We start from the raw sequence: 26,457 nt of genomic DNA on the forward strand, positions 1-26,457 counted from the left end.
TTGACGATAATTGGCATCCTTCTTTACATACTACAAATTCTAAAGAAACTTCTTCCCAAAAATTCGAAATAAAATTAGGATATACTCCTAAAAATCTTAAAATGGAGCTTGTACGGTATCACATACCCCCCCCCTCCGCACCAGCCATATGAGGCTAGCGGGGGGTTATTTATTGTTTATACTGCTAAATCGGTCATTCCGAACACGTAAGTGCAGCCAAAATCAACTATTGCAACTTGATTGGGTGCGGCGGAAATATTGAAGCCGAACCTGAATGAAGCTACATCCGGTGCTACTGTCGCCTTGACAAGAAAAAGGGTACGACTTCTTCCGGCACGAATGCTTCGTATGGGATATTCACAGCGACCGCCCCGTTCAAAGTTTGCAACTCGCAGCCGCCGGACCAGACGCGGATATAGCAGGCTAGCAGAAGAACGTCGCGAATTTCGACGAGTCCATATTCAAAACGTATGTCCCGTTCACTGCGGTTGCACCGGCTGAATTGTCCATCGTGCGTCTGATCCACGTACCGGCAGGTAGTTTTCCGCTTGTATCCAATTCAAAAGTACCTGGTTGCGCTGCGGTCCCGGCGACCAAAGTCCAGCCGCTGCCACCTCCGGCTGAATCGGAAAGCGGATTGGAGCAGAGTCCGCCACCCTTCGCGGTGAAAAGCCAAGGCATTTTCGGGAGCAGCGTATCCAGAACGGCAGGAATTGCTTTCGCCAATACCAGATGGCCCGCATCTTAGCGTGTAGTTTGAATCATTTATATACTTTTTTTGAAGCAAAATTTTGCCGTAAGTGCGGAATTTGAAGCTATTCATTGCCGTAACATCCTAAGAAAATAAGATGAAATCAATGCTCTCATTTACCAGAAAGCCTGTAATAATGCCCGTCAGCGGAGTTTGAAGCAAAATTTTGCCGCGAGTACTTTGAAGCATTTCCTTGCCGTCGCGGCAATAAATAGGATCAAATCATCGGACGGAATACGTGTGAACACTTATATTGATTTCACGTATATATGAAACTGGATATCCCGATCTGAACACGCATCCCGTCTGATAGGTGGTGCCATCCCCCCAATAATAGGGAAGCGACAACTTATGGTGGTAATTGACGAGAACAGCCTGCGCTTTGTTCATGGCATCTTCATAAAGTCGCCATTGAGCTGCGTTGGCCATCTGCCGGTGTGAAATATCCGGAGTTGCTTCGGCCATTTTGGTTAAGCCAATATTCGTACCCATTGCCATAATGGTAGCCATGAGTACCTTTGTTTCCTCATCGGGTGTAGCCAAGATACGTGTCTCGGCTGTACCCGTTTTCAATAGGTGCCGGTTTTCAATAAATCTGCAGTACCCTAAGACGTAAGAAGGCGACCTGCTCAGGTCGCCTTCTTCAATGAGTATGATGTTATAGAAGTCCACAATCCTGAAGGATCTTGGCGACAGATTCATGGACTGTAAGTGAAGGGTTTTCTCGAATATATTTGAACCCTCGGTGCTCGAGAGGTCGCACGCCGTTTTCTTCATGACGTTGCATAATTCTAGCGGCTCTTCTTATTGCATCCCTTACATCATTCAGCGTTAGCTTCCGAAGTACTCGCTTAAAGTTGCTCTCATGCTTATACGTTCCGAGTTCAGTGAACCGTTCATCGTAGGCGCTGTTAATATTACGAAGATAGTGGGATCTATGTTCGACATGGGCATTACAGTCTTCCTTATGCAAAACCATCCAGAGTTCGAAAGTCAGGCTGCTATACCCCAAATGGTACTTGATTTGCTTGCCTTTAAGGCTGTTAGCCAGTTTTAGCAGATCCAAAACCTCAAGGAAGCCCTCAATATGGCCATGACTTTCGTAATCAAACCAATGAGTAATCTCCACTTTATCAATGATCGGAATGCCCTTCGCATATTTTAATGGGTTCTTCTCGACCTTACTTCTTATCGATACAGTATGCGTAGCCGCGGGATCAGCGTTGATTGCTTCTTGAAGCCAATCAAGATACCACTTCTCAGTTTCACCCTCTACTGTGAAAAAATATTGTTTATTACTCTTCCTGATCGGTGGCATCTTGAATCTGTTCACCTCTGCTTTCCCATAGGTTTTCAAAAACAGAGGTAAAATCGATGTCTTTGATAGCCCCGTACTGGTTGACGAAGTAATTCTTCATGTAGTCGCCGCCGTTTCTCACACCCTCCCTGCCGGAAGTGCCGAAATCGGATAGCGAATAATGGTTGCTGCAGAAGGTAACTTCATCACGCTCTACGAATTTGATCTCATCCCGTCTAAACAGGTTCGAGTTGAGGAATATCGGGTTATGGGTGTTGAAGATCAGCTGCGCATTTTTCTTGTTCAGCTCATCATTATGAAAGACATTCACAAGGGACATTAGGGCTATTGGATGAATGGACGCGTCGAACTCATCAACAATTAAGGTGCCCCCTGACAACAGAGCATTCCGTACTATCGGAAACATGTTGACGAAACGGATTGTTCCGAAGGACTCGAAGTCTTCTGCGTGAATAGGTCTGTTACCTTCATGCCCACCGACTAGTGAAACGAGTTTAGGTTCGGAATCATCATCATTCTTCAAATACCCCAAGGCGTTCGAATTGACCCCAAAGATGCGGGCTGCTTGATTAACGACATTACTGAGATAAAGAGTAGCCTTCTTGGAGTTCGAGGGTTTTACTTGCAAGGAGTCCGCTCGGCAGAAAACCATGAACTTATCTTCGAACCAGTTACTTATAATGCTTGCCAATGACGAACTGAACATGTTCTTGAAGCCGTTCATCAGGAACAGCTCTTCCCTGTTCAAGTTTTTCTGCACAAGTTTAATGGCAACTCGAGCTTCATTTCTATCGAATCCATCGATGTACTTCTTAATGAATTCGGGTGCAGTAGGAAACTCTATCTCAGCATTGTCTCTAGAGAAAATTACCTTTTCATCCACATAAAGAACTTCTGATAAGACCTTTCGATTATACTCATCATCCAGAAATCGTCCAAGATCCAAAGACAGTTTATATTCGAACAAAAAGCCTTCGTTAATGAACTTAATACCGAAGTCTACTGGAACCTTATTAAGGTTATCCTTGTTAGGGATGTACTCCAACTGAGTGGATGCAGGATTTGCATGGGACTTGGTATCAACGTTCCGTATATGCCCTCTTAACACGATATTCTTCATAACATCCATTGCACCAATGATGTTGGTTTTACCGGATGCGTTCGGTCCATAAATTACTGCCGAACTTAGCCCCTTATGAAGCTTGATGCCGATCTTTTCCTTAAGGATACTGTAGTCCAGACCTTTTTGCTTAGGTGCTGGTGTCATTGAGAAAACTAACTCATCTTGAAAGGATTTAAAGTTTTTCGTCCTAAATTCAAGGAGCATGATCATTACCCCATTCCATTTTGCAATATTTTCGCAAAATCATACTTATATTATATCCATTATCATTGCCAATAGTCAATGGATTATACGATTTTGAAGAAAAAATGCAAAATCAAATTTATTGTACCTGGCTATCCCTTACTAACCGTTAATAGATACCTGTTTCGATACAGCCACCAAACGTTTCGTTAGTTCCTGCTGAACCAAAACAAGTCGAAAGGGTTAGAAACTTGATGGGCATGTGGCTCTACCCCTTAATGTATCTGCCATATCTTCGTTTAATCATGCCCCTCGAGCTCTTGGGCTTTGCATTGTTCGAACAAAGGAACAAAGCCGCTCTCGAAATACCGGATCCATTTAATCAGCTCATATTCTTTGACCGCTTCCTCGATCATTGCCTTTCGAGTCATTAGTGGGAGACCGGTAACGTCATCACCCATATAAGCCAAAAAGTCATAAGCTACGAAGCAAAGACCGGGCGTCACCTTCATTCACCGTGTGGAGTGAAAACGAGCCATCATTGCCTCAAATCGGGTTTTCCCGTCGCCGTATCGCATACGGCAAGCTCGCCGTCAACGATCGTCCCCTTACCCAGCGCGGCGCCGGCGGCTGCCGTGACTTCGGGAAAAACGCGACGGCATTTCATTTCGGTACCTGGTCTACATACGGACACAATCATGGCTGCTGATTATGCCGCGTATGCCGTCTATTTTGAGATATCTACATAAAATTGCACATAAAAAAGATGTACATAATTCTCAGCTCACCCAATGATTCCATATACAATTAGGTTCGACCCCATGATATGTTTATATTGGAGGGTGTTGCCTAATGTTGAACGAACCGATAAAGCCAATGCTGCTAACTCCGCTGCAGCCGAATCAGATAAAGAAGAACTGGATATCAAGTTTGAAATGGGACGGCTTTCGAACACTGATTCACTATGATGAAGGTAAGGTTAGGGCTTTTTCAAGGCATGGCACCGAGATCACATCACGGTTTCCTGAATTGATGAATATAAAACTTCCAATAGAATCAGCAATCTTGGATGGGGAATGTATAGCATTCGACTTAACACAGCCAAAAGATCAACCACCAAAATATTGGTGGGACGATGCAATGGCCAGATTCAATACGAAAAAAGAGGCAGCTGTTAAGCAAATTTCTACTACATTGAGGGCTCATTTTCCCCTATGGGATATATTGTATTTGAACGGCACGCCGATACTGGAAAAGAGCTTTAAAGAACGAATAGAGCTATTATCCTCTGTAGTAGAAGCATCAGAGACTTTATCTGTTACCCCCGTTTTTGATGATGGTCATGAACTGTTTCAAAAGGCGAAAGAACTGGGATTAGAAGGAATCGTTCAATATAATCCGAATGCCACTATCCATTTGGATACTCGCTCTAAGAACATGGTTAAGGTTAAAGCTTATCAGTTCATTACGTGCCAAATATCGTCTGTAAGGCTTAAAGGCGGTTTCGGATGGGGTCTAACCGTAGATGGAAGATATGTGGGTGTGTTGGAATTTCCGCCTAGCACTGAAGTAATACGTGAATTTAATCAGGTTTCTAAACAACTCATAAGGCACGAGGATAAAGGCTGGAGGTATATTGAGCCAGTATTAAGTTGCAAAATCAAATTTCAGTGTTTCACGAAAGAAGGAAAATTACGATCACCGAAGTTCGAAGAATTATGTACACCTATCTCTGTGCAATGAAAAAGCTCAAGATATTGATCGTCCGGGATTTGTCAAGTTATGGACAGCAAAAACCCGGCAACCGTCACACTTCATCGTGTAAACGTTATGCCGGGTTATTTTTTAAATAACGCTTTCTGTTTTCTGACTGTAAAAACCAATGGGACAAAGCCAATCCGTTTTCCGGCCCGGATCGGAATAATCATCTCTGCCGGCTTTACTTCGTTTAAGTGTGGCGGTAATCCTGTCGATCAATATTTCTTTGGAGGGGTTTGATTAACTCCAACAACATACCACTCCGACCCGCCGGAAACCATTTCCAGCTCGGATTCATCCAGCTCCCGCTCACCGCGTGCTTCGTCCGAAGACGCACGCGCTTTTAACTGCTCAAATGGTTGATTTGCTGTTTTCAATGTCCAATTCATCCGATATCCTCCTCATTTTTAATGCTCTATCCCATTAGATTCATTATAAGAGGATAAGTTTAAAACTAGTTAAAAAAAACGACAATACCCTCAAAAAAATGAAACTTCCTGCAAATGCAACAAACAGCTCCAATAAATCATTCCTGTTGAACACGCTTATCCAGTCATCAACTTTATTTCCCGATTTGCTTGCCAGATAATCGAAATTCCGTCACTTTCGGCTCCATCGGTATGACCAGCCGTCGAATGATTCCCTCCATCTGATCGTTGCCTGCTTTGACTTGAATGACGCCGTATGGAATTCCCGATGCCAATCCGGCGTTCGATGTACGCGACGCCAGCGCAATGCCCAGCCACGACCGGCGATATTCCTTCCGCAAGAATACGGCGCGGTAGCACAGTACGTCGCTGAGTTCGCGATCGACAATCGACCATCCTGCAGGCTTGTCTCCATCCATCAAAATGAAGCTACAGTCCCGGCAGATCGTCTCCGTTTTCCTGTCTGGCAGGAAATAACCGTCTTTGCCCGCTTCCCCTTGTTCAAGGGTGGCGGTGATCCTCTCTGCAATGTCTCTCGACCATGGTACAATGCGATAGCGGGGAGGAAGCCGATTCCGAGCAAGCCAATCCGCTTGTTTTAATCTCTCTATCTCGAATCGGTAGTACGTGCTAAACAAGGCGGGACGCTCCCACCCTCCCGCCGCCAGCAGCGCTTCGAACGGGGAGATGGCAGGCAAAGCATAGTATTCCGTGTCAATCCGGGAAATGGCCTCCTCAGCCAAATACTTCATCAGCGCTTCAAGTAGAGCGCGACCCCCGCCTCGCTTTCTAAACCTCTCTTCAACGAACACCGACAGCAGCTTGCTTTCGCCATTTTGCCAATTGACGTGTCCGACAATCATGCCGGCGGGCACATCGTAAAGACTGGTGCCAAAGGCGATAAAGCCACTATCTGCGAAGCTTTCATGATCTTGCAGACACGCGCGATACGATTTATAAGTAAATCTCAGATAAGGCCCGCTGGTTAGCGGCGTTAGCTGTTTGATCTGAAGCGGATGCATAATCTGCCAACTCCTTCCTTTACATCACTTGACGGGACGCCAAATTGGCAAAAAGACCTCCTCGGCGAATTAATTGCTCATACGTTCCTTCCTCTACAATTTTCCCCTGTTCGACTACGAGAATCCTGTCGGCATGACGGACTGTGCTCAGCCGATGAGCGATGACGATGCGTGTGACATTCATTCGGTCCAGCATGAAGGTTATTTTTTCCTGGGAGAGCTGGTCCAGCGCGCTTGTCGCCTCGTCCAGGAAGACAATGCGCGGCTTATGTACGATAGCGCGGGCGATCAAAATCCGCTGCACCTGGCCCCCTGACAAGAGTCCAGACGCATCGGACAAAACGGTATGCATCCCCATCGGCAGCTTCGCGATGTCTTCATCAAGACCTACCGCTTGCGCCGCATTCCAGGCATCTTCATGCGTCATGCCGCCGCTCTGCCCGATGATGTTGTCGGCAATGTCCCCTGCACATAACGCGCCGTTCTGCAGCACGACCCCGCACTGCTTGCGGACGGCTCGAAGATCCAGACCATTCAAATCTTTGCCGTCATAATAGATCGCACCCGATTGAGGCCGGTCGAAGCCGATCAGCAGACGAAGAAGCGTGGACTTGCCGCTGCCCGACGAGCCAACCAGCGCCACGTACTCTCCGGCCCGAATGCGCAGGGACAAATCATGCAAGATCGGCGGGCCATCTTCCTCGTAGCGAAACGTGGCATGACTGATCTCGATGTCGCCAGACAGCTCCCCGGGGTCATACCGCGTCGCCTCCGACTCCGGCTGAGCATCGAGCAATGGTTTCATCCGCCGGTAGAGCGGAATAAGATCAAAAAGCGGGAGAGTAGAGGCGCAAAGCCCGATGATGGAACCGATTAACGTCGAGAATGCGGCGTAAAATGCAGCGAATGCTCCCGGCGGAGGTGCGATGCTGCTTCTTCCCGCCAGCCAGAACAGCAGCAAACCCGCCAATACCGTGTATCCGCTGTTGATGACGAGCAGAACGTTGTGCAGAGCTCTTAACCGGTACGCGTAGGCGCGCTGTTCTCCGTAACGTTTGCTCCATTGATGGAAGGCTCGCGTTTCGGCCCCAGATACCCGGATCTTCATCAAGCCGCTCAGCAATTGCACCAGTATGCCGGTAACGCTGCCCTCCAGCTCAGTCTTCTGGATCGCCAGCCTCATCAGCGGATAGGAGAAAGCAGCAAACACCCCGGCATAGAAGGCGACAAGACCGAGAGCTGGCCATGCGAGCGATGGGTCGTACATGAACAGCAGGACCGTCTGCAGGACCGCGAATAAGGTTCCTGCCATTCCCGTCAGCAGCCAATTGGACAAGATGCGAAAAAACATATTGATACCGCTGAATCGACTCGCCAAATCGCCCGCGTTGAACTGGCGGAAGAACGGAAGCGGCATGCGCATCAGACGATCCCATACCGCACTTTGCAAGGAGGCATCCCAAGCGCTAAACACGCGAAGCCAGGTGGAAGACTGCGCAACCGTGAAGCCGAAGATGGCAAAAGCGACGGAAGCGAGCAGCAGGAATACCGGCATGAGCTGCTGGCCCTGCAAGTTGGGCAAAATTCGATCGACAACGATACCTGTAGCCGCCGGGAAGCAAAGTCCCAAGATACTGGACAGAAGGCCAAATCCGATGCCGCGCCACAAATCCGACTGTAGCCTCTGCGTTAAGGCCAGCTTCGCCAAATCCCACAGCTTAAGCGGTCGGTTCGGTAGCGGTCGGTATAGCTCGTAAGCGAACGCTTGAAAATAGAAGGCAGCCGGCCCGTTGATGATGATCGGTGACTCAGAGAGCGGTTCAAGCCAAGCCTCATATCCGCCCGAACGTCTTGGCAGCAGTGCGGCTGGGGTCCCATCTTCTAGAAAAGCGAGCAGCGGGCCATGATCGTCGCGATGCCAGCCTTCGCGCAGAGCAACCCGCCTGTACGCTACGCCCGATTCCTGAAACACCCGCTCCGGCGTTTCCGGCTTGCCGTCCCCACGCGCCTTCGGCGTCCGAATGGAAATGCCGATAAACTGGCCGACTTTCCTGCAGCAGGCGACCAACGGGTCTTCGTCCCCGCCGTCCTCTCCGATGAGGCTCCCGCGGCATTCGGTAACTCGGGACAGATTGGCAACCGACTGCTCCAGCAGAAGACGATCCTGCGCAAGACGCGCCAGAAGCCGGCCCCGCTGCTCCTGTTCTGCTTCTTCCTTCTTCAGAGCAAGTGTCTGTGAGATCAAGCGGTGATACGCAAGCAACTCCTCTTCCCAGCCCGGACGTTCGCTTACCTGATTTGTTGTGTAGGCTCTAAGAACGTTGCCTTCGGAGGAAGCGATCCAGGCAGCCCTAGTATCTGGAATCCTGACTCCTACCGGCGTGGAACTTGGGGCTGCGGCTTGGCCTAGTGCAAGCAGCCACTCATTGATTTTACCGAGCCATCCGGTCCGATCTTCGGCAGTGGCAGCTTCGAGCATGTCCATCATTCGCTGCACCGGAAGGTGCCAAACTTCTGCCCCCGGCGGCACGTCCGCAACGATCCGTAAATCCCCTTCGCCCGCAAGCGAAAAAAACAATCCTTTCTCCTCAATACGCATCAAAAAGGTTCGCCCGCCCGCCGGCCTTCCTTCGGCGAGCATCGGTATTGCATATAAATCCACCGTACCGGTAACGACGTAATAACAGACCCCCGCTTCGTTCAACGGAAGCCAAGCCTCATCCCGACGGTGAAGCGAGGCCAGGGAGGCAAGCAGCTCTTCGTTCATGATACGTCTTTCCTTTCCAAGGCGACCTCAAACAACCGGGTATACGGTCCTGCCTCGCGCGACAGCTCCTGATGGGTGCCCATCTGCACGACCTTGCCGTGCTCCAGAACGATAATCAGGTCGCAATCCCGGATCGCGCTTAGCCGGTGGGCGACGATCAGACTGGCGCACCCCCTTCGCCGGATGTTGCGGTAAATTTCCGCCTCTACCAGAGGATCCAACGCACTCGTCGCTTCGTCCAAAATGATCAACGAAGGCTGCTGTGCCAGCGCCCGCGCAATCTCGATTCGTTGTGCCTGCCCGCCGCTAAGGTTCCCGCCCCGCTCCGCCACGTAATGATCATACCCTTTCGTCCTCGCGCTGATCACTTCGTGAATGCAGCTGTCCTTGGCCGCTTGCACGAGCACTTCCTCAGGAATCGTCGGATCCCATAAGCTTAAGTTATCTCGAACCGTTCCCTCGAACAGATGAATATGCTGGTCAACCATGGCGATGGAATGAGCGAGCAGCGGCCCCGGGAGAGAGGAACGCTCCTTCTCATCGAACAGCACCGAACCCGACCAAGGCTCACATAAACCCGCCGCCAGTTTGGCGACCGTCGATTTGCCGCTGCCGGAGCCGCCCACGATAGCCACGCTCTCGCCCGGATCCAGTCGGAGGCTGAGCCCGTCAATCAGCGGCGCTTCCAGCGGGCTATATCCGAATACCGCATCTTTGATCTCCAGACTTCCGCTCAGCTTGGAACCGGTCTTCACGTCCGGCTTTCGCGACAGTTCTTCCTTCGCTGCGATGCCGCTTACGGCGTGGGCGGGATGCGTGAGGACATCGTCCAGGCGCATAAGATTCCCTTTCATCTCGTGAAGCTCGCTGCCCATCGAGACGAGCTGTTTCACCGGCTGCAGGAATCCATCGGCGAAAGCCAGAAATGCTATAAGTTTGCCGACCGTGAATTCACCCTTCCCGATCAGCCAACAGCCAACAGTCAGAATGAGCGTTCGATTCAGGAGCTCCAGCAGCAGCGGAACCGCAGCCAAATATTGCGCCGACAGACGGAACTTCTGCTCTGAGTTCACCAGATTCGCTTGGTATCCGGCCCAACGCGCAAAGAAATCCGCTTCCCTGCCGTTTGCCTTGAGCGTCTCCATGTTCAGCATTCCCGCTACAGACACCCCGCTGAATTTGCCTGCATCCGCCTGGAGCTTCTGGCTCTGATCAAGCCGGTTTCGTGACACGTACAGGAGGTAGACGACATTCAGCAAAGCAATCCCCAGTGCTGCAAAGCCCAGACAGGATTGATAGGCTAACATAAAAACGAAGTACAAGACGACCAGAATCAAATCGATGAACGTACCCGCCAAACGTACGGTCAGAAACGCCGCTACACGATCATTCAGCTGGGCCCGACCCGCCAATTCTCCGGGGAAACGATGAGCGAAAAACTGTACCGGTAGACGAAGGAGGTGCCATACGAACGCTCCCGACATCCCCAGCGATATTCTCGTCTCGAACCGCAGCAGTACGCGCTCCCGCAGTGCGGTCAGCATCATGCGCAAAGCTGCTACGGCACCCATCCCCAGCAGCATCGCGGGCAGCCATTCCGACTGATCGGAGAGCAGCATTCGGTCGATGAAAATTTTCAGAAACACCGGAACCAACACACCTAACGCTGCCAGAGACGTTCCTGCCATCATCAGGTACGCAAGCCCCGGGCCAGTCCCCCGCAGCCGCTCTCTCAAGGCACTGATAACGGAGAAGGGTCTGCCTCCCCGACGGAATTGATCCCCAGGCTCAAGAGTAAGGATGACGCCGGTGAATGATTTATCGAATTCTTCTTCCGGTACGACGGTCGGACCGTGCGCCGGATCATTCAGGTATACCTTCCCCTTGCCAAAATGCTCCACTACAAGGAAATGGTTGAAATTCCAATGCACGATAAACGGCGGCTTGAGCTTGCGCAAGCTGCCCGGTTCTTTTTTGTATCCCTTCGCCAGCATGCCGTAGTTTTGTGCGGCCTTCATAATATTGTTGGCCTTGCTGCCGTCTCTGGACACGCCGCATGCCGTTCGGAGCTGTTCAAGCGGCTCATGCCGACCGTAATAAGCGAGAATGATGCCGAGTGATACGGCTCCGCATTCAATGACCTCCATCTGAAGTATCGTTGGCGTTTTGACCCGTCCGCGAAGGAGCTTCGAAATGTGATGCAGCATAGTTCCCCATTCACCTCCGTTAAAATAACCACTCGACAGGGTGGATGGTTCGTATAAAAAACTCGGCATGGCACAGCATGCCGGGCTGCGGCGCGAAAACCGGATCGGCTTGCGCCGCAGCCCCCTGCCGGTCGGCAGTTGGACTCACAGCACCTGGCGACCGGCTCAAGCGAACCGTTACTTCCACCACCGGACTTTGCTGCACCCACTTATCCACCATTGCGGCATTGCCTGTCATGCGCAGCATACGATTTCGGTCCGACGGAACCGTCGCCGTCTGAAGCACCTCGCCGCTCAGCACGGAGCGGTCCTCGGAGGAGGGGCGGTTCGGCCTCACCCATACCGCGGTTCCCGGAACAAGTGCTTTAGCCTTTTGCAGAGGCATGTATACGACAGCCACCATATCGCTCTGCGGATTCCCTGCTTGCAGAGCGATAATCGGATCGCCGATCTTTACCCATTCTCCAACCGTATGATGTACAGCCAGGACGACCCCTTGCTGCATGCTGACGATCCTCGTTTGTTCCAGGACGGTTCCCGCCTGCCCTTCCTTCGCCCATGCAGGATTATACATACGGGCGATCGTTTGCCCCCGCTTCACAAGCTGCCCCGGTTCCACGGCAAGGTCCGTTAGCTGTCCGTCGGCGCCGGCGGATACCTGTGCCACACCTAGAGGTGTCGTAAACACCCCATCACCTTCAATCGATACCTGAATTGTCGTCGTCACGCTCCAGATGAAGACGGCTGCGACCACCATTACGATCGATACAAGGGCGATCCAATGCGGGCGGCGGGTTATTGTAACCAGCACATCCAGCTTATCCGGAGTGGACAGCTGCTCCAAAGACGTCTTGCGGAATACTTGCTTATTCATAAAGGGCCTCCTGCTGAAAATTCAAATAATCCCCCGCGGTGAAAACTCAACACCCGATCCAACTATCTAAATAAAGGAATGTTAAGAAAATAAATCCATCTCACGTTTTCGCCCCTCTCTTTCGACAAACCGCTCCGAATATTGTCAATTTCTACAGAACAATTGAACAACGACATCCCAATCCTTTTCGCTTCTAAAATTCCTCCTCCAAACCAATTCCTGTCTTCATTAACTTGAAATTATAACGGGACAAGTTTAAAACGAGTTTAAAACCGACAATTTCTTCAAAAAAACTACGACGGCATAATTAACCTGCCAACAATTCTTCAAGACGGTCGTAGAAAGTTTGACACACCTTCTTGGCTTTCGCTTTACGCCGCGGCTACGCGACCTTTCTGATTCCAAGCTTTATACCATTGGGAAGCCTAGCGATTTTCCGAAACTGGAGAAGCTGCTGCGCGGCCAAATCAATACAAAGATCATTCAGGAGAATTACGATGATGTATTGCGGCTCGCGCACTCCATACGGGAAGAAACGGTTTCGGCTTCGCTGATTATGGGGAAACTCGGAAATATGCTCGTCAAAACCGTTTAGCAACTGCACTCCGGGAAATGGGACGTATCGAGAAAACCATCTTCATCCTGGACTACATTTCAAGTGAAGCGCTGCGGCGGAAGATCAATCGGGGGTTGAACAAAGGTGAAGCGATGAACGCATTGGCCAGAGCGATCTTTTTTGGCAAACACGGCGAGCTGCGTGAACGCGCTCTACAAGATCAGCTCCAACGGGCCAGCGCATTGAACATTCTCATCAATGCAACAATCAGTGTATGGAATACGGTTTATTTAACACAAGCAACGGAATATAGAAAAAGCACTAAACAATTGAATGAAGAATTGTTGAAGCATATTTCCCCTCTTGGATGGGAACACATTAATTTCTTAGGCGAATACAAATTTGATATAAAACAAATCGCATCTTTGAAAGGGTTACGGCCTCTTAAACAACTTTCAAATGAAGATTAGGTGCCATACAAAACAAAAGTGAGGTATTAGCGTCATGCTCGACTACGAAAAAGTAAAATGGATGATTGAGCGTAAAAAGCGTCTGCATTACACCGAACCCCGTTTTCCAGGATGACTCGAATGATATTTGCAACGCATTAACGAAAGCTATGAATGAGACAATGGCCTTTTTGGAGTCATGCACCGACGAAGAGATAAATCTATTGTCCGATGAGTTATTCGACGTTATAGATGCCTTTTATGAGGCGGATCAAGGAGGCGGTTAATGTGTAAGTTTCCTCAAAATGTTTGTGGAAAGCCGCACTAACGTGGGGATCCAGGATGAAATTCAGGGCATTATTGAAACCTTGGACGAGCTTGCAAATACTCTTCCCGTTGATAAGGAAGACTTCATAACCGGTGGGGAAGCAAAGAAGCAATACGGTCTAAAAGTTGATCTTCCATAGTGCTTGCACAAAACAAGCCGGAATTCCTTATCGTACGGAATTTCCGGCTTGTTTGAATAAGTTTTCGCTTAGCGTACGTTTTCCGCGTTTTGTTGGCGGTACCCCAAAATCGTTAGCAAACTAAAATAAGTTTTAGACTGGACCCGCAATTAATATACGTCAAAGACGAAACCAGGAAATAAAGTATTATACTCCGCAGAGCGACCAGGTCAACGCCGTCGCCGGGCGCGCCGCCCCTTCGCTGGCCTCATCCGGAAGAACCGAAGCGCGACTTCAGCGTAGCCACCCGGTCGCTGCCGTCACCGGCGCGCAGCCCCGTGCGCGGATGGCCTCCAGAAGAAACCAGAGCGAGAGCTGCAGCCGCTCGAGCTGTCCGCCGCTGGCGCGCCAGTCTACAACTTTATTATCTCAGTCTAATACTTTATTGTTCGGTCTAAATCTTTATTAGTCGCAAACAGATATCCTTTACTGGCAAGTAAAGGGATCATTTTGAGCTTTTTTGTACTTGTGATTTTATGGAGATACCTTTAGCTCCCCAATATGCCCTTCGGACTCAAACGGCTCGTCCGCCTCGTCACATAGCATAGGATCGACATACATAACTCATCACCTACAGTAAGCGTAACAAATCGCGGAGTGGGAGCCTATAGGTAGATCATGGTATATTATTTGCTACTCGCTTTTATTACATGCATTTTGTGGTAGTATAATGTAAAGGGAGTTGAACATATGCTCAAGGAATTGAACTTGGCAGACTTTATGAAGACTCTCCAGAAACTCGTCTGCATATTGTCGTTTGTTGGTCTAATAGCTTTCGTCTTTGGAATGTTCATATGGACGATCAACCTGCCCGACTTTCACCTGCCTGCATTGGCTCACATGCTTCTCTTTTACTTCAAGCTCGTCCTATCGCGGTATTGGTCAATGTCCCTTGTGTTTTGCGGATCACTGCTGCTGCAGCTTTATTCCAACGATGGCGTTTTTCAGATAATCATGATTGGCAAGGCACTGATGAATAGTCTTTACGTCGTCGCCGTGTTATTGGCAAGCTTTGGATTCGGCATGATTCACACATCATTAAATCCGCTTTATTTACACGTCATTCAGGTTTGGATCCTCCTCGAGCTCACCTATTTAGCTGCGCTTGTAGCCCGCCGCCACCTACGCGGATTTTGATAGAAAACGCCATCCATTGGGAGAGGCGTTTTCTCTTAGGTACAAATCATCCATGCATCCGTACTATTATTTCAGCGACAAATTCTTTTCGTTCCAGGTCCGTTTGCAGTATGGAGTACTTCAGCAAGATATCCGCATGCGATTCCCCAGGATCGATACTGTCCCTCTAGTTGAAGCATTCTAAAAGCGATATTTATCAGCTTTCTCTTCCCACCGATCATATGCCCGTTTCAGGTAAGGATCGTCGGCAACGTCTTCTATGAGTAGCGGTGGCTTTTTTTGGTTCTTGCGACGGGCCTGAATTTTTTCGATGTTTTGGACAAGCAACTCGTCACGCTCTTCCCCGATCCTCTGCAGCTCTTCCGGCGTCCTGGCTGTACCGCGGTTGAGCAACGTCTTGTACGTTGAGACGATCTCATTGAGGACCTTAACATCGGCTTCGGTCATCTCGGCCATGTTCTCGCCGATATTTTTCAGTTCGATTCCAAAGAGCGTATCGTCCAGCGGCGTATCGTAGATCGAATTCGCATAATTGTCTTCAATCGCTTTGACAATAAAGCCCGCCAAGTTGCGAATCGGTTGGCCAGAAGCATCCATATGGATGGCCTGCCGAACATTTTCCTCAATATAGAATGGATGATACCGCTTGGCCAACTGCAGCGACTTGTTCCTATGAACACCGTTACTGACAAGCAGGTTAAGCAGACGCTCAGCATCATAGTTAGCCTCTTCCTCGGTACGGGTGTTCGCGTTTTTCGAGATACGGAAGATAAAGGAGTCCACTGAGCGCCCTACTCGCTTATGTACATCGTAGGTAAACGTAATATCCGTCTTTTCCTCGAGTTCTTTCTGCGCGTTTTCCAGCAGCTCCCGCAGATGTTTGAGCATCTTATATTTATCGTCTGGAATACTCAGTAGAAATCTCAGTTCCGTTATTTTAAATATCCGTTCTTTCCGGAATTCCCTTTCCTTCAGTAGCTCGTAAAGGCGCCAAGAATACTCCGATCGCAGCTTAATTACATTTTTTAAACGAAACTTTGTGTATTGTCGCTTCAGGTTCAGTAGAAACGGTTTCAAATCCTCGCCAAGCTTAATACGGACGCGGCCTTCGCCCCGGAAATACTTGGCACTCTGAACCCATGTGATCTTGTGTTCGGTATTATTATCCGGATCCGTGAGAATCAGCTGTTTTTTCTGAAGCTGATCGATGGTTTTTTCAACGCGGTCATAGATGGACTTATCGGTAATCCCCATGAGTTCAGACAGGTCCTTGATCTGCACTGTGTACGTCTTAAAATCCTCGTCATCCGGCTGCACAAGCGACACTAGCGAGAAGATAAGACGTCGCTCCATCAACGATAGGTCTTGACTTGCATTAATCAGGGATTTATGTTGATTGATCCAATAATAATCCTTAAATGTTGCTGGAACCTCGGGAACTTTTAACGTAAGCTGCCCGCTCTCTACTGTAAAGGAATCTTCCAAAACATTCTCACTCATGCAAGTCCCACCTCACACACCTATGATAGCGTATTTTTCCGGACATGAAAACGGGAGAATCTAGGCGTAGAGCGGGGTTGGAGGATATGTCCGCAAAATTCGGGTGGCCTAAATGCAGCTCAATTCCCATTCCGGCGCATGGCGGAAGAAAAGATTTCAGAACATTACCAAGCATATGTCCGGTTAAATATGGTGAAGAAAAATTTTTCTTTTTCGTCTATTTGTCCGGTCAAATCGGGAAGCTTCCTGACCATGATGCCCATATGTCCTTTAAAATCGGGCAGTTCTATCCGCATATGTCCTCTAAAATCGGGTGAGAACTCTCATTCGCTTGATCAATGGGTTTGTTCTATGGATAAGCGCCCGCGCATAGACTTGGAAAGTACACATGGTCCCTAGTCTCGCCCGATTTCACCGGTCATTGCAGCTGATCCACCCTTATTCTCCGGACATATTGAAATACGGGCCGCATCCATTGACCCTATTTCCCCGGACATTGATCGCGCACCCTAAAATGACCCTATTTTTCCGGTCATATCGCCATGAAAATCCGGACACTACCCGATTTTTCCGGACAATCCACCCGACAGCCCCGGTAGCTTGACCACTATCCACAGGACATTTCACCCTAACTTTGCGGACTGGTTACCCTAAATATCTGGACATTTAGCCATAAAAAACCGGACATCAAGGAGTCTCATCCCCTACTACATCTACGATTCCGGACTCTATAAACATATTATTCATTAAATAAACATATTAAACAATTAATATATAAGAATAAACATAGCGGTATTCCTAAATGACCGGAAAAATAGGGTTGGGTCAAACGAAAAAAAATGGCCACCCAGCGTTCAAAACTGGATGGCCAGAAAGAAATACCACATTTAAACCGTCAATTACATGTTATCATCCTGCTTACGCTCTGCCTTCATCTCTACCCATGATCGTAAGGAGCTCGTCGAACCGTTCCATTCGGTCTTCCCATCCATAGTACTGCCCCGTCAGCTTTTCTTCTAACTGACTCGCCGGGATTTGTGTTTCTTCCTTATCCCAATCGATTTCCCATACAGCCGGGAAATACGTATTCTTGATTTCCAAAAGCCAGTTGCGAAAGGAGGCAAACCCTTCAATCTTCTGGGATTCCCCGAAGGTAGCACATTCAATCAGTCCATCGATATCTGACCGCGCCCGGTTGCCGTCCTGATACCAGCCACTCAATCCGCCGTTCTCCACGGATCGATTAAGCTCCGCGAGTTGCACAGCTGCTCTCTCTGCGGTTGACAGTCCTTTCAGCCACCAAAATCTGATAAATTGCCCGCCATTCCCATACGGCTTATTGGCATATTCCGATTTCACTCGATCAAGTTTCTTCTCCGCTTCAAAGAGCAATTCATCGTGAATCGTGATAACATTGAAATTCAATACACGGCCCATATCAAGCTCGATAATGATATGGACAAGAGGACCTACTCGTTTCCTTACAAATTGATCCCTCTCATAATATGCCCTGTGGTTTTCCTCTGAGTATTCAAGCGCCGGCAATATCACAATCACGTTCGGATTTGCCACTATTTGCTCTAAAAGAACATCATCTGTCTCCTGGCGATCCACAACCACAAACTGGGGTTCTCCCTTAAATTGGACCAAATCTGCTTGTAATTGATCCAAATCCGTTCTTGGACTGCCCTTAAGTACAATCCTGCCGCCAGACTGAATTCGCTGAAACACAATTTCCGCTTGCTTTTCAGTAAACTTCCATTTATGAATCAAGTTCTGAATTAAATTGGGCACGATTTTGACCTCCATAATATAATGTATAGACCGATCTGATTCCCCTATCTCGATGATTTCGCCCCAAAAGTGAAACTTAGTGGCCGGCCCGCTTTTACTTTCCCAGTCCTTTTTGCCTATTCGGATCTTGCGCTGGGATTATTGATTTCACCGTCCTGATACCAAGGTTCCATCTTATATGCTTCGTTGAAAATATAATCGACTTGTTGCTTTGATTTTTCAGCCTGCGCCTTTAATGTTTGTAATAGCTGTTCCGGGTAATCCTTAGTTATTTCGGGATTTTCATACTTTTTACAGAGTAGATATAGCCCTTTTTGGATATCCAGCATACTTTCACAATCGAGTCCTATTAATTTTAAGAGCATTCTTTTAAACATTAATTTCTCTCTCCCTTTCAAATCATTTCCACCACAAAATCCGGGTTAATGCCCCTCCTATGCCGTTACCTTAAATTCGTATTTTGTATAATTTAGATCCTGTTCATATTGGTCAAAGAATTGCATCAAATGATGGTAACCAAAGAAGCTTTTTGATCCTCCTGGTTCCGGTTGACGAACAGCTTTTCCTTCCAGAACTAGTTCTTCGATCACCGATTGTCTCTCTTCCGCCACGGCATTTTCCACCTGCTTGACATAATCGTTTAGCACATAATATGTCCTCGTGTATAATACCTGTTCGACGCATTCCAGCCCATTCATTCTAAGCGGCATGACAATTTTTTGAGTTATCCCGAAGATGATCCGCTTATCTTCGATTGGCGTTACAGGACCCACGTCAACCTGGCCAACAAAATTGCATGGAAAACATATGTAAAATTTCGGATTCTCGGCATCTCCATCATGAAGGAAGTGTACGGCTTTCTCACAATGAGGGCAATTACTTTTGTCGGTTAAGACGATTTCGTACATATAGCTCTCTCCTTAAATTATGAATATTCAGGTTTCCCCCTTGATTGCTCACTCAAGCCACCTTATGCTTTCTCATAACCAGCCGAAATCGTAGAAACATATACAAAATCACGAAAAGCAATTTGAAGTATACAGGCAAATAATAGGGTGGCAGATGATCGTTCAACACACTTGCATAAAAAGTAATGCCATTAATAATAGGTACAGAGGCTAATGCTACTGCCCAAAATTCGATTTGTCTGTCTAGAGTAAAGAACCATTTCCAAAAGGCCAATCGCAAACCCCCTTAGATTTTGTTTTTCACATTGACTAAAGTAGTTCCATTCGAATAAGGTTGTTTACCCCGGAGCCACTATAAGAGCATCTTCGCTTTTTCCGTTCCATTCTTCCCACGAACGTGGCGCCCGCTTCCATCTTAGTTCCTTCCGACATGTAAAGTTGATACCCTTGTCTTTGCTCCAATGAATGACATCAATTTATTAATTAATAAAATAATGTATTAATATTGTAATATACTGCAATCATTTTATTAATAAAATACCCGTTACTTCCAATCGGTAAAGTTTGATGTATCGCTAAACATCGCTTCAAACTGCTTGGTATAGCTTTCGGCAACTTTCGGATCAACTACAAACAAAATATTCTCGTCGTTAATGTTACTAGCCGCGTTTGTATAATTGAACGAGCCTGTCTCTACCATTTTGTTGTCAAAGACGGTGAATTTGTCATGCATAAGCCCGGTATGGGTACCTTCTTTAACCGGGATACCGGCATCCTTAATCTGTTTCAAAAGCTTCTTCTGCGATTCGGTAGAACCTTCCTGATGATCGGTAATTACCCTTACCTTGACGCCCCGCTTCTCTGCATCGATAATGGCATTTACAATACCGGTATGCGTCAAGCCATAGATGGCAATATCGAGCGTTTTGGAGTCTTCGTTGATCCTCTGGATTAATTCTTTATCCGCATGTTGGTTTGTTCTTGAAAAGAACGGACCGATGATCTGAGCTTCACCGCTCCTGGATGTTGTTGCGGACACTTCAGTTTTAGTCGAATGTTCCTCAGCGGTTACCTGCTTATTGCTCGAGACAGCCTGAGAAGACGTTAAGGATCCCTCGGAGCATCCGGTTAAAAGTGCTAAAGAAATAGCAATGACTGCCACCGATTGATTTCTCTTTTTCATAAACACCGTAATTCCCCCCCTTATTACTCAATGATGACGAATGTTTCTCTATCTTCAGTAACCTTTTCTACACTGATTATTTCTACATTTGAACCGTCGTATTCCAACTTTACAGGTAGATTCATGTCAAACTGGCTGAGCTTTTCGATTAGCTCCCTCACAGTCACAATCATTAAATTTCGCCTCCACGAATGAATAATTAATAAGGTCCATCGTTAAAAGCCCAAACCACACCGACAAAGGCCAATACGAGGGTGATAACGACCAACCCAGCTTTCTTTATCCTGATATTTACGGCAGATATAGCACAAGTCAATGCATTCAAAATGTGAAATCCAGTTGAACCTCTCAGCGCAAACGGTAGGTCAAATAGAAATTTCTTGAGTACTGCAACAAATGGTGCAAGAAATATGTTTAATGCTGCGCAGAATAGAGACCAAAAATGTGCCGTTATTTCTTTTCCATCTCGGTTTCGAACCTTTTCATACCTACTCCTTACCTTTATTTTTAAAGGTTTGCTTTGCCCACTCTTCCAGTGTCATTCCGTGCTGGTGCTTAAAGCCCTCACGCTCATCTTTGACATCGAAAATGAGCAGCTCGCCATCGGCCTTCTCGTCTACCACCTTTCCATTCGGCAGCCGGCCATAGTTATATTCATTCGGCACGGCATTGAAGAGCCGTACATATTCGCCAGACTTCACGCAAGCTGCCCCGATGGCGGTATTGTTAATGTTCTCCGGCGCCACAGCCCCGTAGATGGCACAATGGGTCATTTCGGCATTCATCTTGTCGCAAAGTCGGCAGGTTGGATAAATCTTTGCCTTCCCGGTCATGTAGACCAATCCTCCAGTATTTGCTTTGTTTGAAATTATCATATAACGGAAAATGGAAAACTCAAAATCATTTTAGAAAAAAATTATTAGAATCTATTGCCTCACTTTATTAGCAGTCTTATGATAAGTTATATATATCTATAATTTAGGATGTGGCAGACTTGGAAAACAGCTCTAAAAAACGCGTTTGGAAGCAGCGGGACTCCAATACTGTAAAAATCGACGGCAAAGACAAAACGATCACACAGCTCGTTCACCAAAGCTTAGCAATGATAGAAAATGGCTTCGATCTCAGTATTGAGGACGCGGCCACTTACCTGGGATGCTCTTATCTGTATGCGTTAAAGAACATTAAGCCATCTGTGAAGCATTTTAGTATCAACGATGTAGTTCGTTTCGAAGTTAGGAAGAAGAGAGAACTCTACGATGTTGACGATAACCTCGCCTCTCTATTTAACAAACGCATCCTGCTGGATCGAGCTGGCTTCCATTCGCTTCTGACTAGTGAGCTCAAGTATGAACGCCGCTATGAACATATTGAGATCGAGCAATTTCTGGAACACAGGTCATTCTCCGAACTAAACGATCTTTTGAACAAAGCACCTCTACTCCCCTTACTCCGAAATGCATCAATTCATTATTTCAAAAAGGAATTTCCGGAACGGGCCAAGAATTACGATGTCTCGACGCTGCCCGAAAAGCTGTTCAGTTTAAAAGAAATCCAAGAGATTCAGGGACATAAACATCCCGCCCAGGTGTATACCGTTATCGCGAATAACGGAATTAATAAATATACGTTCCGAAACTTGGTGCGTTACAATTTGATGGATTATCAAGTAAATCGAACTTCGATTCCGGTCCCCATTGGTTTACATCAAAATGACTGCATTGAATCGGTTATAAGATACAGCATCTTTTTGCTGCTTATGAAGAAGTCCGCAGTTGCGAAAAATACCTTTGACGCAATCGACAAAATTGATTGAAGGGAGTATCAATATGGGGGATTTCGCAGAACTAAATACTCGGTTTAAATTGAAGGCGGACACGCCAAAGGAAGTAATTGAAAAAATTAAATATATGATTGGCACAGGTGAAGAACCTACCACACTACCTGATCATCAGATATTCTCAACAAAGAATTGGGAAATGATGTTACGTGCATTTTCAGATGACACTAACATAGGAGGAATTTTCTCCTATTTTGGGAAACATTCAAGTGCTGTTTAACTGGGGCATAGTAGATGCTACTGGCCTATAAAGCGCAAAAAGAGAAGGTGTAAGGATTTCGTCCCTACACCTTCTCTTTTTGTTTTTAGGCGGTTAGAAGCCGCTTTTTGATTTGGTCGCCGGATTGATTCATTCCAACTGGGTATAGAATATCGCCCGCTTCTTTCTGAATCTCCTTTAGCTCCGTAGCGGCCTCTGTCATAAGCTACCACCGACTTCCCTCTTTTGCTTGTTTGATCGATCTCGCATAAGTAATCATCTTTATGAGCTGCTCCTTCATAGGAATGAGGCGGATCATCGCCGCCCCACACCATCTAATTTTTTTAGAAGTTGAACGCAATCTGACCTTCCGAAACATTGTAGACCTTCTTGGTCTTCGTTTTCGGCTTCTTACCTTCAACGAGAAGCTCCAACTTCCATTCCCCACTTGCGGCCACTGTTTGCTCAACCGGTTTGTTGGTCAGCGAATAAATCCATCTCCGGAAATCCGCTTGATCTGCAGGCGCCGCGTTATAATCCCATTTCAGTTCATAATTACCGGACAAGGATTCCCTAGATACGACAAAGCTATCCACACCCGTCTGAACGTTCTCAGCAACATAAGCCACTTGCTGTTCAAAACGCCCATACAGGTCTTGCGGAACGTTCTCCTTCGCCCAAGCAAGTAGTGCAGCCTGTAACGTTTCGCCATAAAAGCTTCGCTCTGTTGCTTCCGCCTCCATTTGCGAGAACGCATCCCAAACATCAACCACGGTTTCCGTTTCCTCATCTCTGCCAACGATCGGAGCGGGAGGTGGCGCGGCGGAAAGCCGGGAAATAAATTGGGTCGCATCGATCGACATTTTGCCCCAAATGGACTCAGCACTCTCGACACCATCCACCTTGTTCCCTACGAAGCGCTTGGCAAGCTCCGTCGCGAGACTTCCCCCGGATCCTTCAGTCAAGGCCGCAAGTCCTTCCTGGCTAAACTGCCCTTCCAGCGCCAGAGCGGCACTCATTTTGGCTGCCATCAGGTTAATTGCCAACTCCTGCATGGTTTCAGCGTAACCGCTGTACACGGTTTCGCAGATTTCCTTTTGCCCGATACGCCAATGGCGCCGGCTGGCCTGACGGACGATCGAGAGCCGGTATCCGGTTTGGTAAAAATAGAGGGATGCGAAGTCGAGCAAATCGAGGCCGGTACTTACTAAAACAGGGTTTGATAATAAAACCTGACATCCTTCTTGGACCCGCTTCGCAATCCACTCTTCTCTCTCCGGCCCGTCTACATGCGACTCTAGGAGTGCTACTTTAATCCCTCGTTCCTCCAAGAGCATCCGAAGCCGCTGCAGTGTCCCCAGCTCCCCGGTATAGGTCGCATAAACCCCTACCTTGCGGCCGGCCTTAAGCCTCGCCCTCACGTACTTGATCAGCTGCAACTCTTTTGGGTAGATGAGCCGATCGCTAAGACGGAAATCAGGCGAAACGATTTCTTCACCTGTATCCGGATGATAAACGCCTTTGAAATTAAAAGGCACGTCCGGATAAGACAACAGCGTATTGAGCAGGCTACCGAGCAGGACCGTTTGACCCTTCGCAAGCTCTTCTTCCACGGCTTTCCGAAGCTTTCTGGTCACCTCTTCCAAATTCCGTTTCAGGTACCAGGAAGGGGCAACAAGCCTCATCGCTTTCCGCGGCTTCCGCTTCTTGCGCCCGGGTTGTCGCACGATCTTCGTTACACATGAAACAAATCTCCGCTCACCCTCAAGGGATACGTTCATAGGACCTTCCTTCAGCTCCGGCAAAACCTCGAACATATCAGCCATTTGGATAAAGACAGCAACATCGCTCAGCATATCGGTAAAGAGCTGAGGCGCGGCAGCCGGCATTTCCTTCATGCTGGTTTTCGAAGATGAACCGTTACTGGAACTATTAATGGCAGTATCCTTTTTGATTTTCGTAACCCGCTCACGCACACCATATAGATCGATCCACTTGCCAACCTCGCCCCAGCCGAAACCCATTTCCTTCATCCGTTGTGGGAACATACGGTAAATGAGCTCGAACAGATTGGAGGCGTAGCCATTCATGAGTGTTCCGGTCATAGCGATGGCATTCCTTGCACAGTTCATCAGTACGTGAAATGCATGCGCCTGCGCGCTGCCGCCAGTGAGTTCATGGCACTCGTCTCCGATCGCAAGATCGAACTTGTGCTTGAAATAGCGCTTGAACAAGTCCGCTGGCGATACTTTTCGCGGCGCAGGTCCAGAAGGTCGGCGCATCTCCCCGGAAAAACTGCTTTTATCCTTGTTCTTCGCTGCCCACAAACGGGCGCCGCAGGTCCGATATTCATCCTTCTCTGGATCGGCATTTTTGTAAAGCCGTACTTGATTCGAACAGGCAAGATTATACTTCCGGCGAGTCGGTTTCCCGTGCTTATTTAAGAAGTCGTCCCGGTCCATTGGAACCATGCCGTCCTCTTTCATCAACTGGCAGCCACAGTCCGGACAAACCCAGCCTCGGAAAGCACCTCTTGTTACCTCCTGAATATTATGGTCCTTAATCACGGTTTTGGTATACGTCCGATCAACCCATTTGGCAACCGGCTCATATATATAGCCGAGCTTTGCGGTATCTCGAGCGATAATGTACACTTCAATCTTTTGAGGTTTGGCATTCAGTTTGCCGCTATCCCTAAGACGAATGACATCGACATAATCCTCGATGTAATGGATCTCGAACAGGTTCTTATCGAGAAGAATGCCAACCTCACGTTTGGTTTTATTTGTAAGATGGTTCGGTACCATATAAATGACGCGACCCTTCCCGTAGAGCGTTTCCTTCAGCAGCGCGAAAAAAGTCGCCACGCTTACAGAAGTTTTTCCGACCCCCATCTCACCTATTAAAAATAAACGGCGATGTTTCCGGAATCCCTTGATTAGCGCCGTCGTCACATGGGCTTGGGCACTAAAAAGAGGACGCTTGATTTCGCTAAGTACAGCGAGCGGTTCGTCCTTCCCGGGATGGTGAAGTGGAACATACTCGTCGTTCAAACGCCGGATCAAATCGGCCCCGAACATCCCCAAATAATCCCCGATGGTTTCTATGTCGGCGAGCGTTTTCGGCTCAACCTTATCCAGCAGCTCCGGGACTGACTCTTCGGCCAGCACCGGTAGAGTTTCGTCAAGTGTCGTTCCGAACTGCGCAGCAATACCTTCCGCAGCTTGGATCGCATCATCCGCGGTGTCAAATTTCAACTCTTCTGCTGTGCTCAAATTAGATGGCCCCCTTCACATGCTCGTCTTCAGTCAGTACAATGGCACCGGTCCTAAGACCGTGGGAGACATATTCATCCAGTACGTCCTCGCCGGCAAGAAGTTCATAGGCAACCAAATGTGGGTAATCGCCTACGAAATCATGAACGGTTAGAGGCACGAATTGATTGTTCTTCACGAGCTGGTCGAATAGATACGACGTCCACTCTACGAGCAATGGTGTTTCGTAATAACGATCAATTGCCCAAAAAAGCTTCTCATTCACGTCCCCATCCCAAGCAAAAATAATGAATCCGTCCTTTTGTCGATCCAGCACCTTCTCGCTTGCGATGATGCCGGTGACGAAAGTCTCGTCCTCTCGCTGGGATAAATGCTTGTACTTCCCTACAGCCTTCACGTAGAAGGAGGATTTATTGTAATCTTTTTCACCAATCCGCGGGGCATGACGAAAGGAGAAACTGATATCCCCCGACCGTTTGGCTTGGTGAGCTTGAGCAAAAACTGCTTGAACCCGGGAGTCGATATCGATGACATTGGCGTAAACAAGTTCCTGCCGTTTGCTTTTATCTTTTTCTATTACCTCTCGTGTCACAATTAATGACGAATGGACCTTTACGTAAATGTCCTTGTGCTTAAATTCCATCCATTTCATCTCTCTATTGCCTCCTACTTCTTGCTT

At 47.8% G+C, this 26,457-nt stretch carries 23 protein-coding genes and 2 pseudogenes; 6 read left to right on the forward strand and 19 right to left on the reverse strand.

Annotated features, from left to right (window positions below; translation table 11 throughout):
* Window positions 1-423: 423 nt before the first annotated feature.
* The 5 genes and pseudogenes from AC0LWT_RS23890 to AC0LWT_RS23910 all read right to left on the reverse strand — a co-directional run bounded on the left by AC0LWT_RS23890 (window position 424) and on the right by AC0LWT_RS23910 (window position 4,042).
* Entirely contained in the window at window positions 424-726 is a 303-nt protein-coding gene (locus AC0LWT_RS23890; protein WP_474683794.1) for a hypothetical protein, read from the reverse strand.
* A gap of 299 nt (window positions 727-1,025) precedes the next feature.
* Window positions 1,026-1,282, reverse strand: a pseudogene (locus AC0LWT_RS23895) (Tn3 family transposase); the annotation flags it as partial.
* A 127-nt stretch (window positions 1,283-1,409) separates the two neighbouring features.
* Window positions 1,410-2,069 (reverse strand): RloB domain-containing protein, encoded by a 660-nt coding sequence (locus AC0LWT_RS23900; RefSeq protein ID WP_474683795.1) that lies wholly within the window; start codon window positions 2,067-2,069, stop codon window positions 1,410-1,412.
* A complete protein-coding gene (locus AC0LWT_RS23905; protein ID WP_474683796.1) occupies window positions 2,047-3,396 on the reverse strand; it encodes an AAA family ATPase in 1,350 nt (449 codons plus the stop codon). The genes AC0LWT_RS23900 and AC0LWT_RS23905 overlap by 23 nt, the downstream gene beginning before the upstream one ends.
* A 517-nt stretch (window positions 3,397-3,913) precedes the next feature.
* Window positions 3,914-4,042 (reverse strand): hypothetical protein, encoded by a 129-nt coding sequence (locus AC0LWT_RS23910; RefSeq protein WP_474683797.1) that lies wholly within the window; start codon window positions 4,040-4,042, stop codon window positions 3,914-3,916.
* A 185-nt stretch (window positions 4,043-4,227) separates the two neighbouring features.
* Here AC0LWT_RS23910 and AC0LWT_RS23915 point away from each other — a divergent pair, with 185 nt between their 5' ends.
* On the forward strand, window positions 4,228-5,118 hold the full coding sequence (locus tag AC0LWT_RS23915; RefSeq protein ID WP_474683798.1) for an ATP-dependent DNA ligase: 891 nt from the start codon (window positions 4,228-4,230) through the stop codon (window positions 5,116-5,118).
* Window positions 5,119-5,348: 230 nt separating this feature from the next.
* Here the strand turns inward: AC0LWT_RS23915 and AC0LWT_RS23920 are convergent, their stop codons facing one another.
* The 5 genes from AC0LWT_RS23920 to AC0LWT_RS23940 all read right to left on the reverse strand — a co-directional run bounded on the left by AC0LWT_RS23920 (window position 5,349) and on the right by AC0LWT_RS23940 (window position 12,431).
* Entirely contained in the window at window positions 5,349-5,522 is a 174-nt protein-coding gene (locus AC0LWT_RS23920; protein ID WP_474683799.1) for a hypothetical protein, read from the reverse strand.
* 173 nt (window positions 5,523-5,695) lie between these two features.
* Complete coding sequence (locus AC0LWT_RS23925) at window positions 5,696-6,583, reverse strand: GNAT family N-acetyltransferase (RefSeq protein ID WP_474683800.1); 888 nt, start codon at window positions 6,581-6,583, stop codon at window positions 5,696-5,698.
* 19 nt (window positions 6,584-6,602) lie between these two features.
* Window positions 6,603-9,350 carry an NHLP bacteriocin export ABC transporter permease/ATPase subunit gene (locus AC0LWT_RS23930; protein ID WP_474683801.1) on the reverse strand — a complete coding sequence of 916 codons (2,748 nt, stop codon included), beginning with the start codon at window positions 9,348-9,350 and terminating at the stop codon, window positions 6,603-6,605.
* A complete protein-coding gene (locus AC0LWT_RS23935) occupies window positions 9,347-11,557 on the reverse strand; it encodes an NHLP family bacteriocin export ABC transporter peptidase/permease/ATPase subunit (protein ID WP_474683802.1) in 2,211 nt (736 codons plus the stop codon). Before AC0LWT_RS23935 ends, AC0LWT_RS23930 begins: the two co-directional genes overlap by 4 nt.
* Before the next feature lie 19 nt (window positions 11,558-11,576).
* Window positions 11,577-12,431 (reverse strand): hypothetical protein, encoded by an 855-nt coding sequence (locus tag AC0LWT_RS23940; RefSeq protein ID WP_474683803.1) that lies wholly within the window; start codon window positions 12,429-12,431, stop codon window positions 11,577-11,579.
* 337 nt (window positions 12,432-12,768) lie between these two features.
* On the opposite strand from AC0LWT_RS23940, the pseudogene AC0LWT_RS23945 reads away from it, so the two are divergent.
* From AC0LWT_RS23945 to AC0LWT_RS23955, 3 genes and pseudogenes are all read left to right on the forward strand, one after another.
* Window positions 12,769-13,457: pseudogene (locus AC0LWT_RS23945) on the forward strand (Tn3 family transposase); the annotation flags it as partial.
* Window positions 13,458-13,741: 284 nt separating this feature from the next.
* Window positions 13,742-13,903: a hypothetical protein gene (locus AC0LWT_RS23950; RefSeq protein ID WP_474683804.1), complete on the forward strand. Its 162-nt coding sequence runs from the start codon at window positions 13,742-13,744 to the stop codon at window positions 13,901-13,903.
* Between the two features lie 729 nt (window positions 13,904-14,632).
* On the forward strand, window positions 14,633-15,079 hold the full coding sequence (locus AC0LWT_RS23955; RefSeq protein ID WP_474683805.1) for a hypothetical protein: 447 nt from the start codon (window positions 14,633-14,635) through the stop codon (window positions 15,077-15,079).
* Between the two features lie 180 nt (window positions 15,080-15,259).
* Here AC0LWT_RS23955 and AC0LWT_RS23960 read toward each other — a convergent pair whose 3' ends face one another.
* The 7 genes from AC0LWT_RS23960 to AC0LWT_RS23990 all read right to left on the reverse strand — a co-directional run bounded on the left by AC0LWT_RS23960 (window position 15,260) and on the right by AC0LWT_RS23990 (window position 21,297).
* Entirely contained in the window at window positions 15,260-16,579 is a 1,320-nt protein-coding gene (locus AC0LWT_RS23960) for a replication initiation protein (RefSeq protein ID WP_474683806.1), read from the reverse strand.
* Between the two features lie 918 nt (window positions 16,580-17,497).
* Window positions 17,498-18,373 (reverse strand): rhodanese-like domain-containing protein, encoded by an 876-nt coding sequence (locus tag AC0LWT_RS23965; RefSeq protein ID WP_474683807.1) that lies wholly within the window; start codon window positions 18,371-18,373, stop codon window positions 17,498-17,500.
* A 116-nt stretch (window positions 18,374-18,489) separates the two neighbouring features.
* On the reverse strand, window positions 18,490-18,750 hold the full coding sequence (locus AC0LWT_RS23970) for a hypothetical protein (RefSeq protein WP_474683808.1): 261 nt from the start codon (window positions 18,748-18,750) through the stop codon (window positions 18,490-18,492).
* A 57-nt stretch (window positions 18,751-18,807) separates the two neighbouring features.
* Window positions 18,808-19,281 (reverse strand): hypothetical protein, encoded by a 474-nt coding sequence (locus tag AC0LWT_RS23975; protein WP_474683809.1) that lies wholly within the window; start codon window positions 19,279-19,281, stop codon window positions 18,808-18,810.
* Window positions 19,282-19,825: 544 nt separating this feature from the next.
* On the reverse strand, window positions 19,826-20,464 hold the full coding sequence (locus tag AC0LWT_RS23980; RefSeq protein WP_474683915.1) for a phospholipase D-like domain-containing protein: 639 nt from the start codon (window positions 20,462-20,464) through the stop codon (window positions 19,826-19,828).
* A gap of 23 nt (window positions 20,465-20,487) precedes the next feature.
* Window positions 20,488-20,637: a hypothetical protein gene (locus tag AC0LWT_RS23985; RefSeq protein WP_474683810.1), complete on the reverse strand. Its 150-nt coding sequence runs from the start codon at window positions 20,635-20,637 to the stop codon at window positions 20,488-20,490.
* Between the two features lie 315 nt (window positions 20,638-20,952).
* The gene (locus AC0LWT_RS23990) at window positions 20,953-21,297 is read right to left on the reverse strand and encodes a hypothetical protein (protein ID WP_474683811.1); all 345 of its coding nucleotides are present in this window, start codon (window positions 21,295-21,297) and stop codon (window positions 20,953-20,955) included.
* A 161-nt stretch (window positions 21,298-21,458) separates the two neighbouring features.
* On the opposite strand from AC0LWT_RS23990, the gene AC0LWT_RS23995 reads away from it, so the two are divergent.
* The gene (locus tag AC0LWT_RS23995) at window positions 21,459-22,280 is read left to right on the forward strand and encodes a hypothetical protein (RefSeq protein WP_474683812.1); all 822 of its coding nucleotides are present in this window, start codon (window positions 21,459-21,461) and stop codon (window positions 22,278-22,280) included.
* A 13-nt stretch (window positions 22,281-22,293) separates the two neighbouring features.
* Window positions 22,294-22,524, forward strand: coding sequence for a hypothetical protein (locus AC0LWT_RS24000; protein ID WP_474683813.1), 231 nt, complete (start codon window positions 22,294-22,296; stop codon window positions 22,522-22,524).
* Between the two features lie 323 nt (window positions 22,525-22,847).
* On the opposite strand, the gene AC0LWT_RS24005 is transcribed toward AC0LWT_RS24000, so the two are convergent.
* Together AC0LWT_RS24005 and AC0LWT_RS24010 are read right to left on the reverse strand one after the other, a co-directional pair.
* Window positions 22,848-25,778 (reverse strand): DEAD/DEAH box helicase, encoded by a 2,931-nt coding sequence (locus AC0LWT_RS24005; RefSeq protein WP_474683814.1) that lies wholly within the window; start codon window positions 25,776-25,778, stop codon window positions 22,848-22,850.
* A gap of 1 nt (window position 25,779) precedes the next feature.
* Window positions 25,780-26,430, reverse strand: coding sequence for a hypothetical protein (locus tag AC0LWT_RS24010; RefSeq protein WP_474683815.1), 651 nt, complete (start codon window positions 26,428-26,430; stop codon window positions 25,780-25,782).
* Between the last annotated feature and the right edge of the window lie 27 nt (window positions 26,431-26,457).

The organism is Paenibacillus sp. sgz302164 (assembly GCF_056120505.1).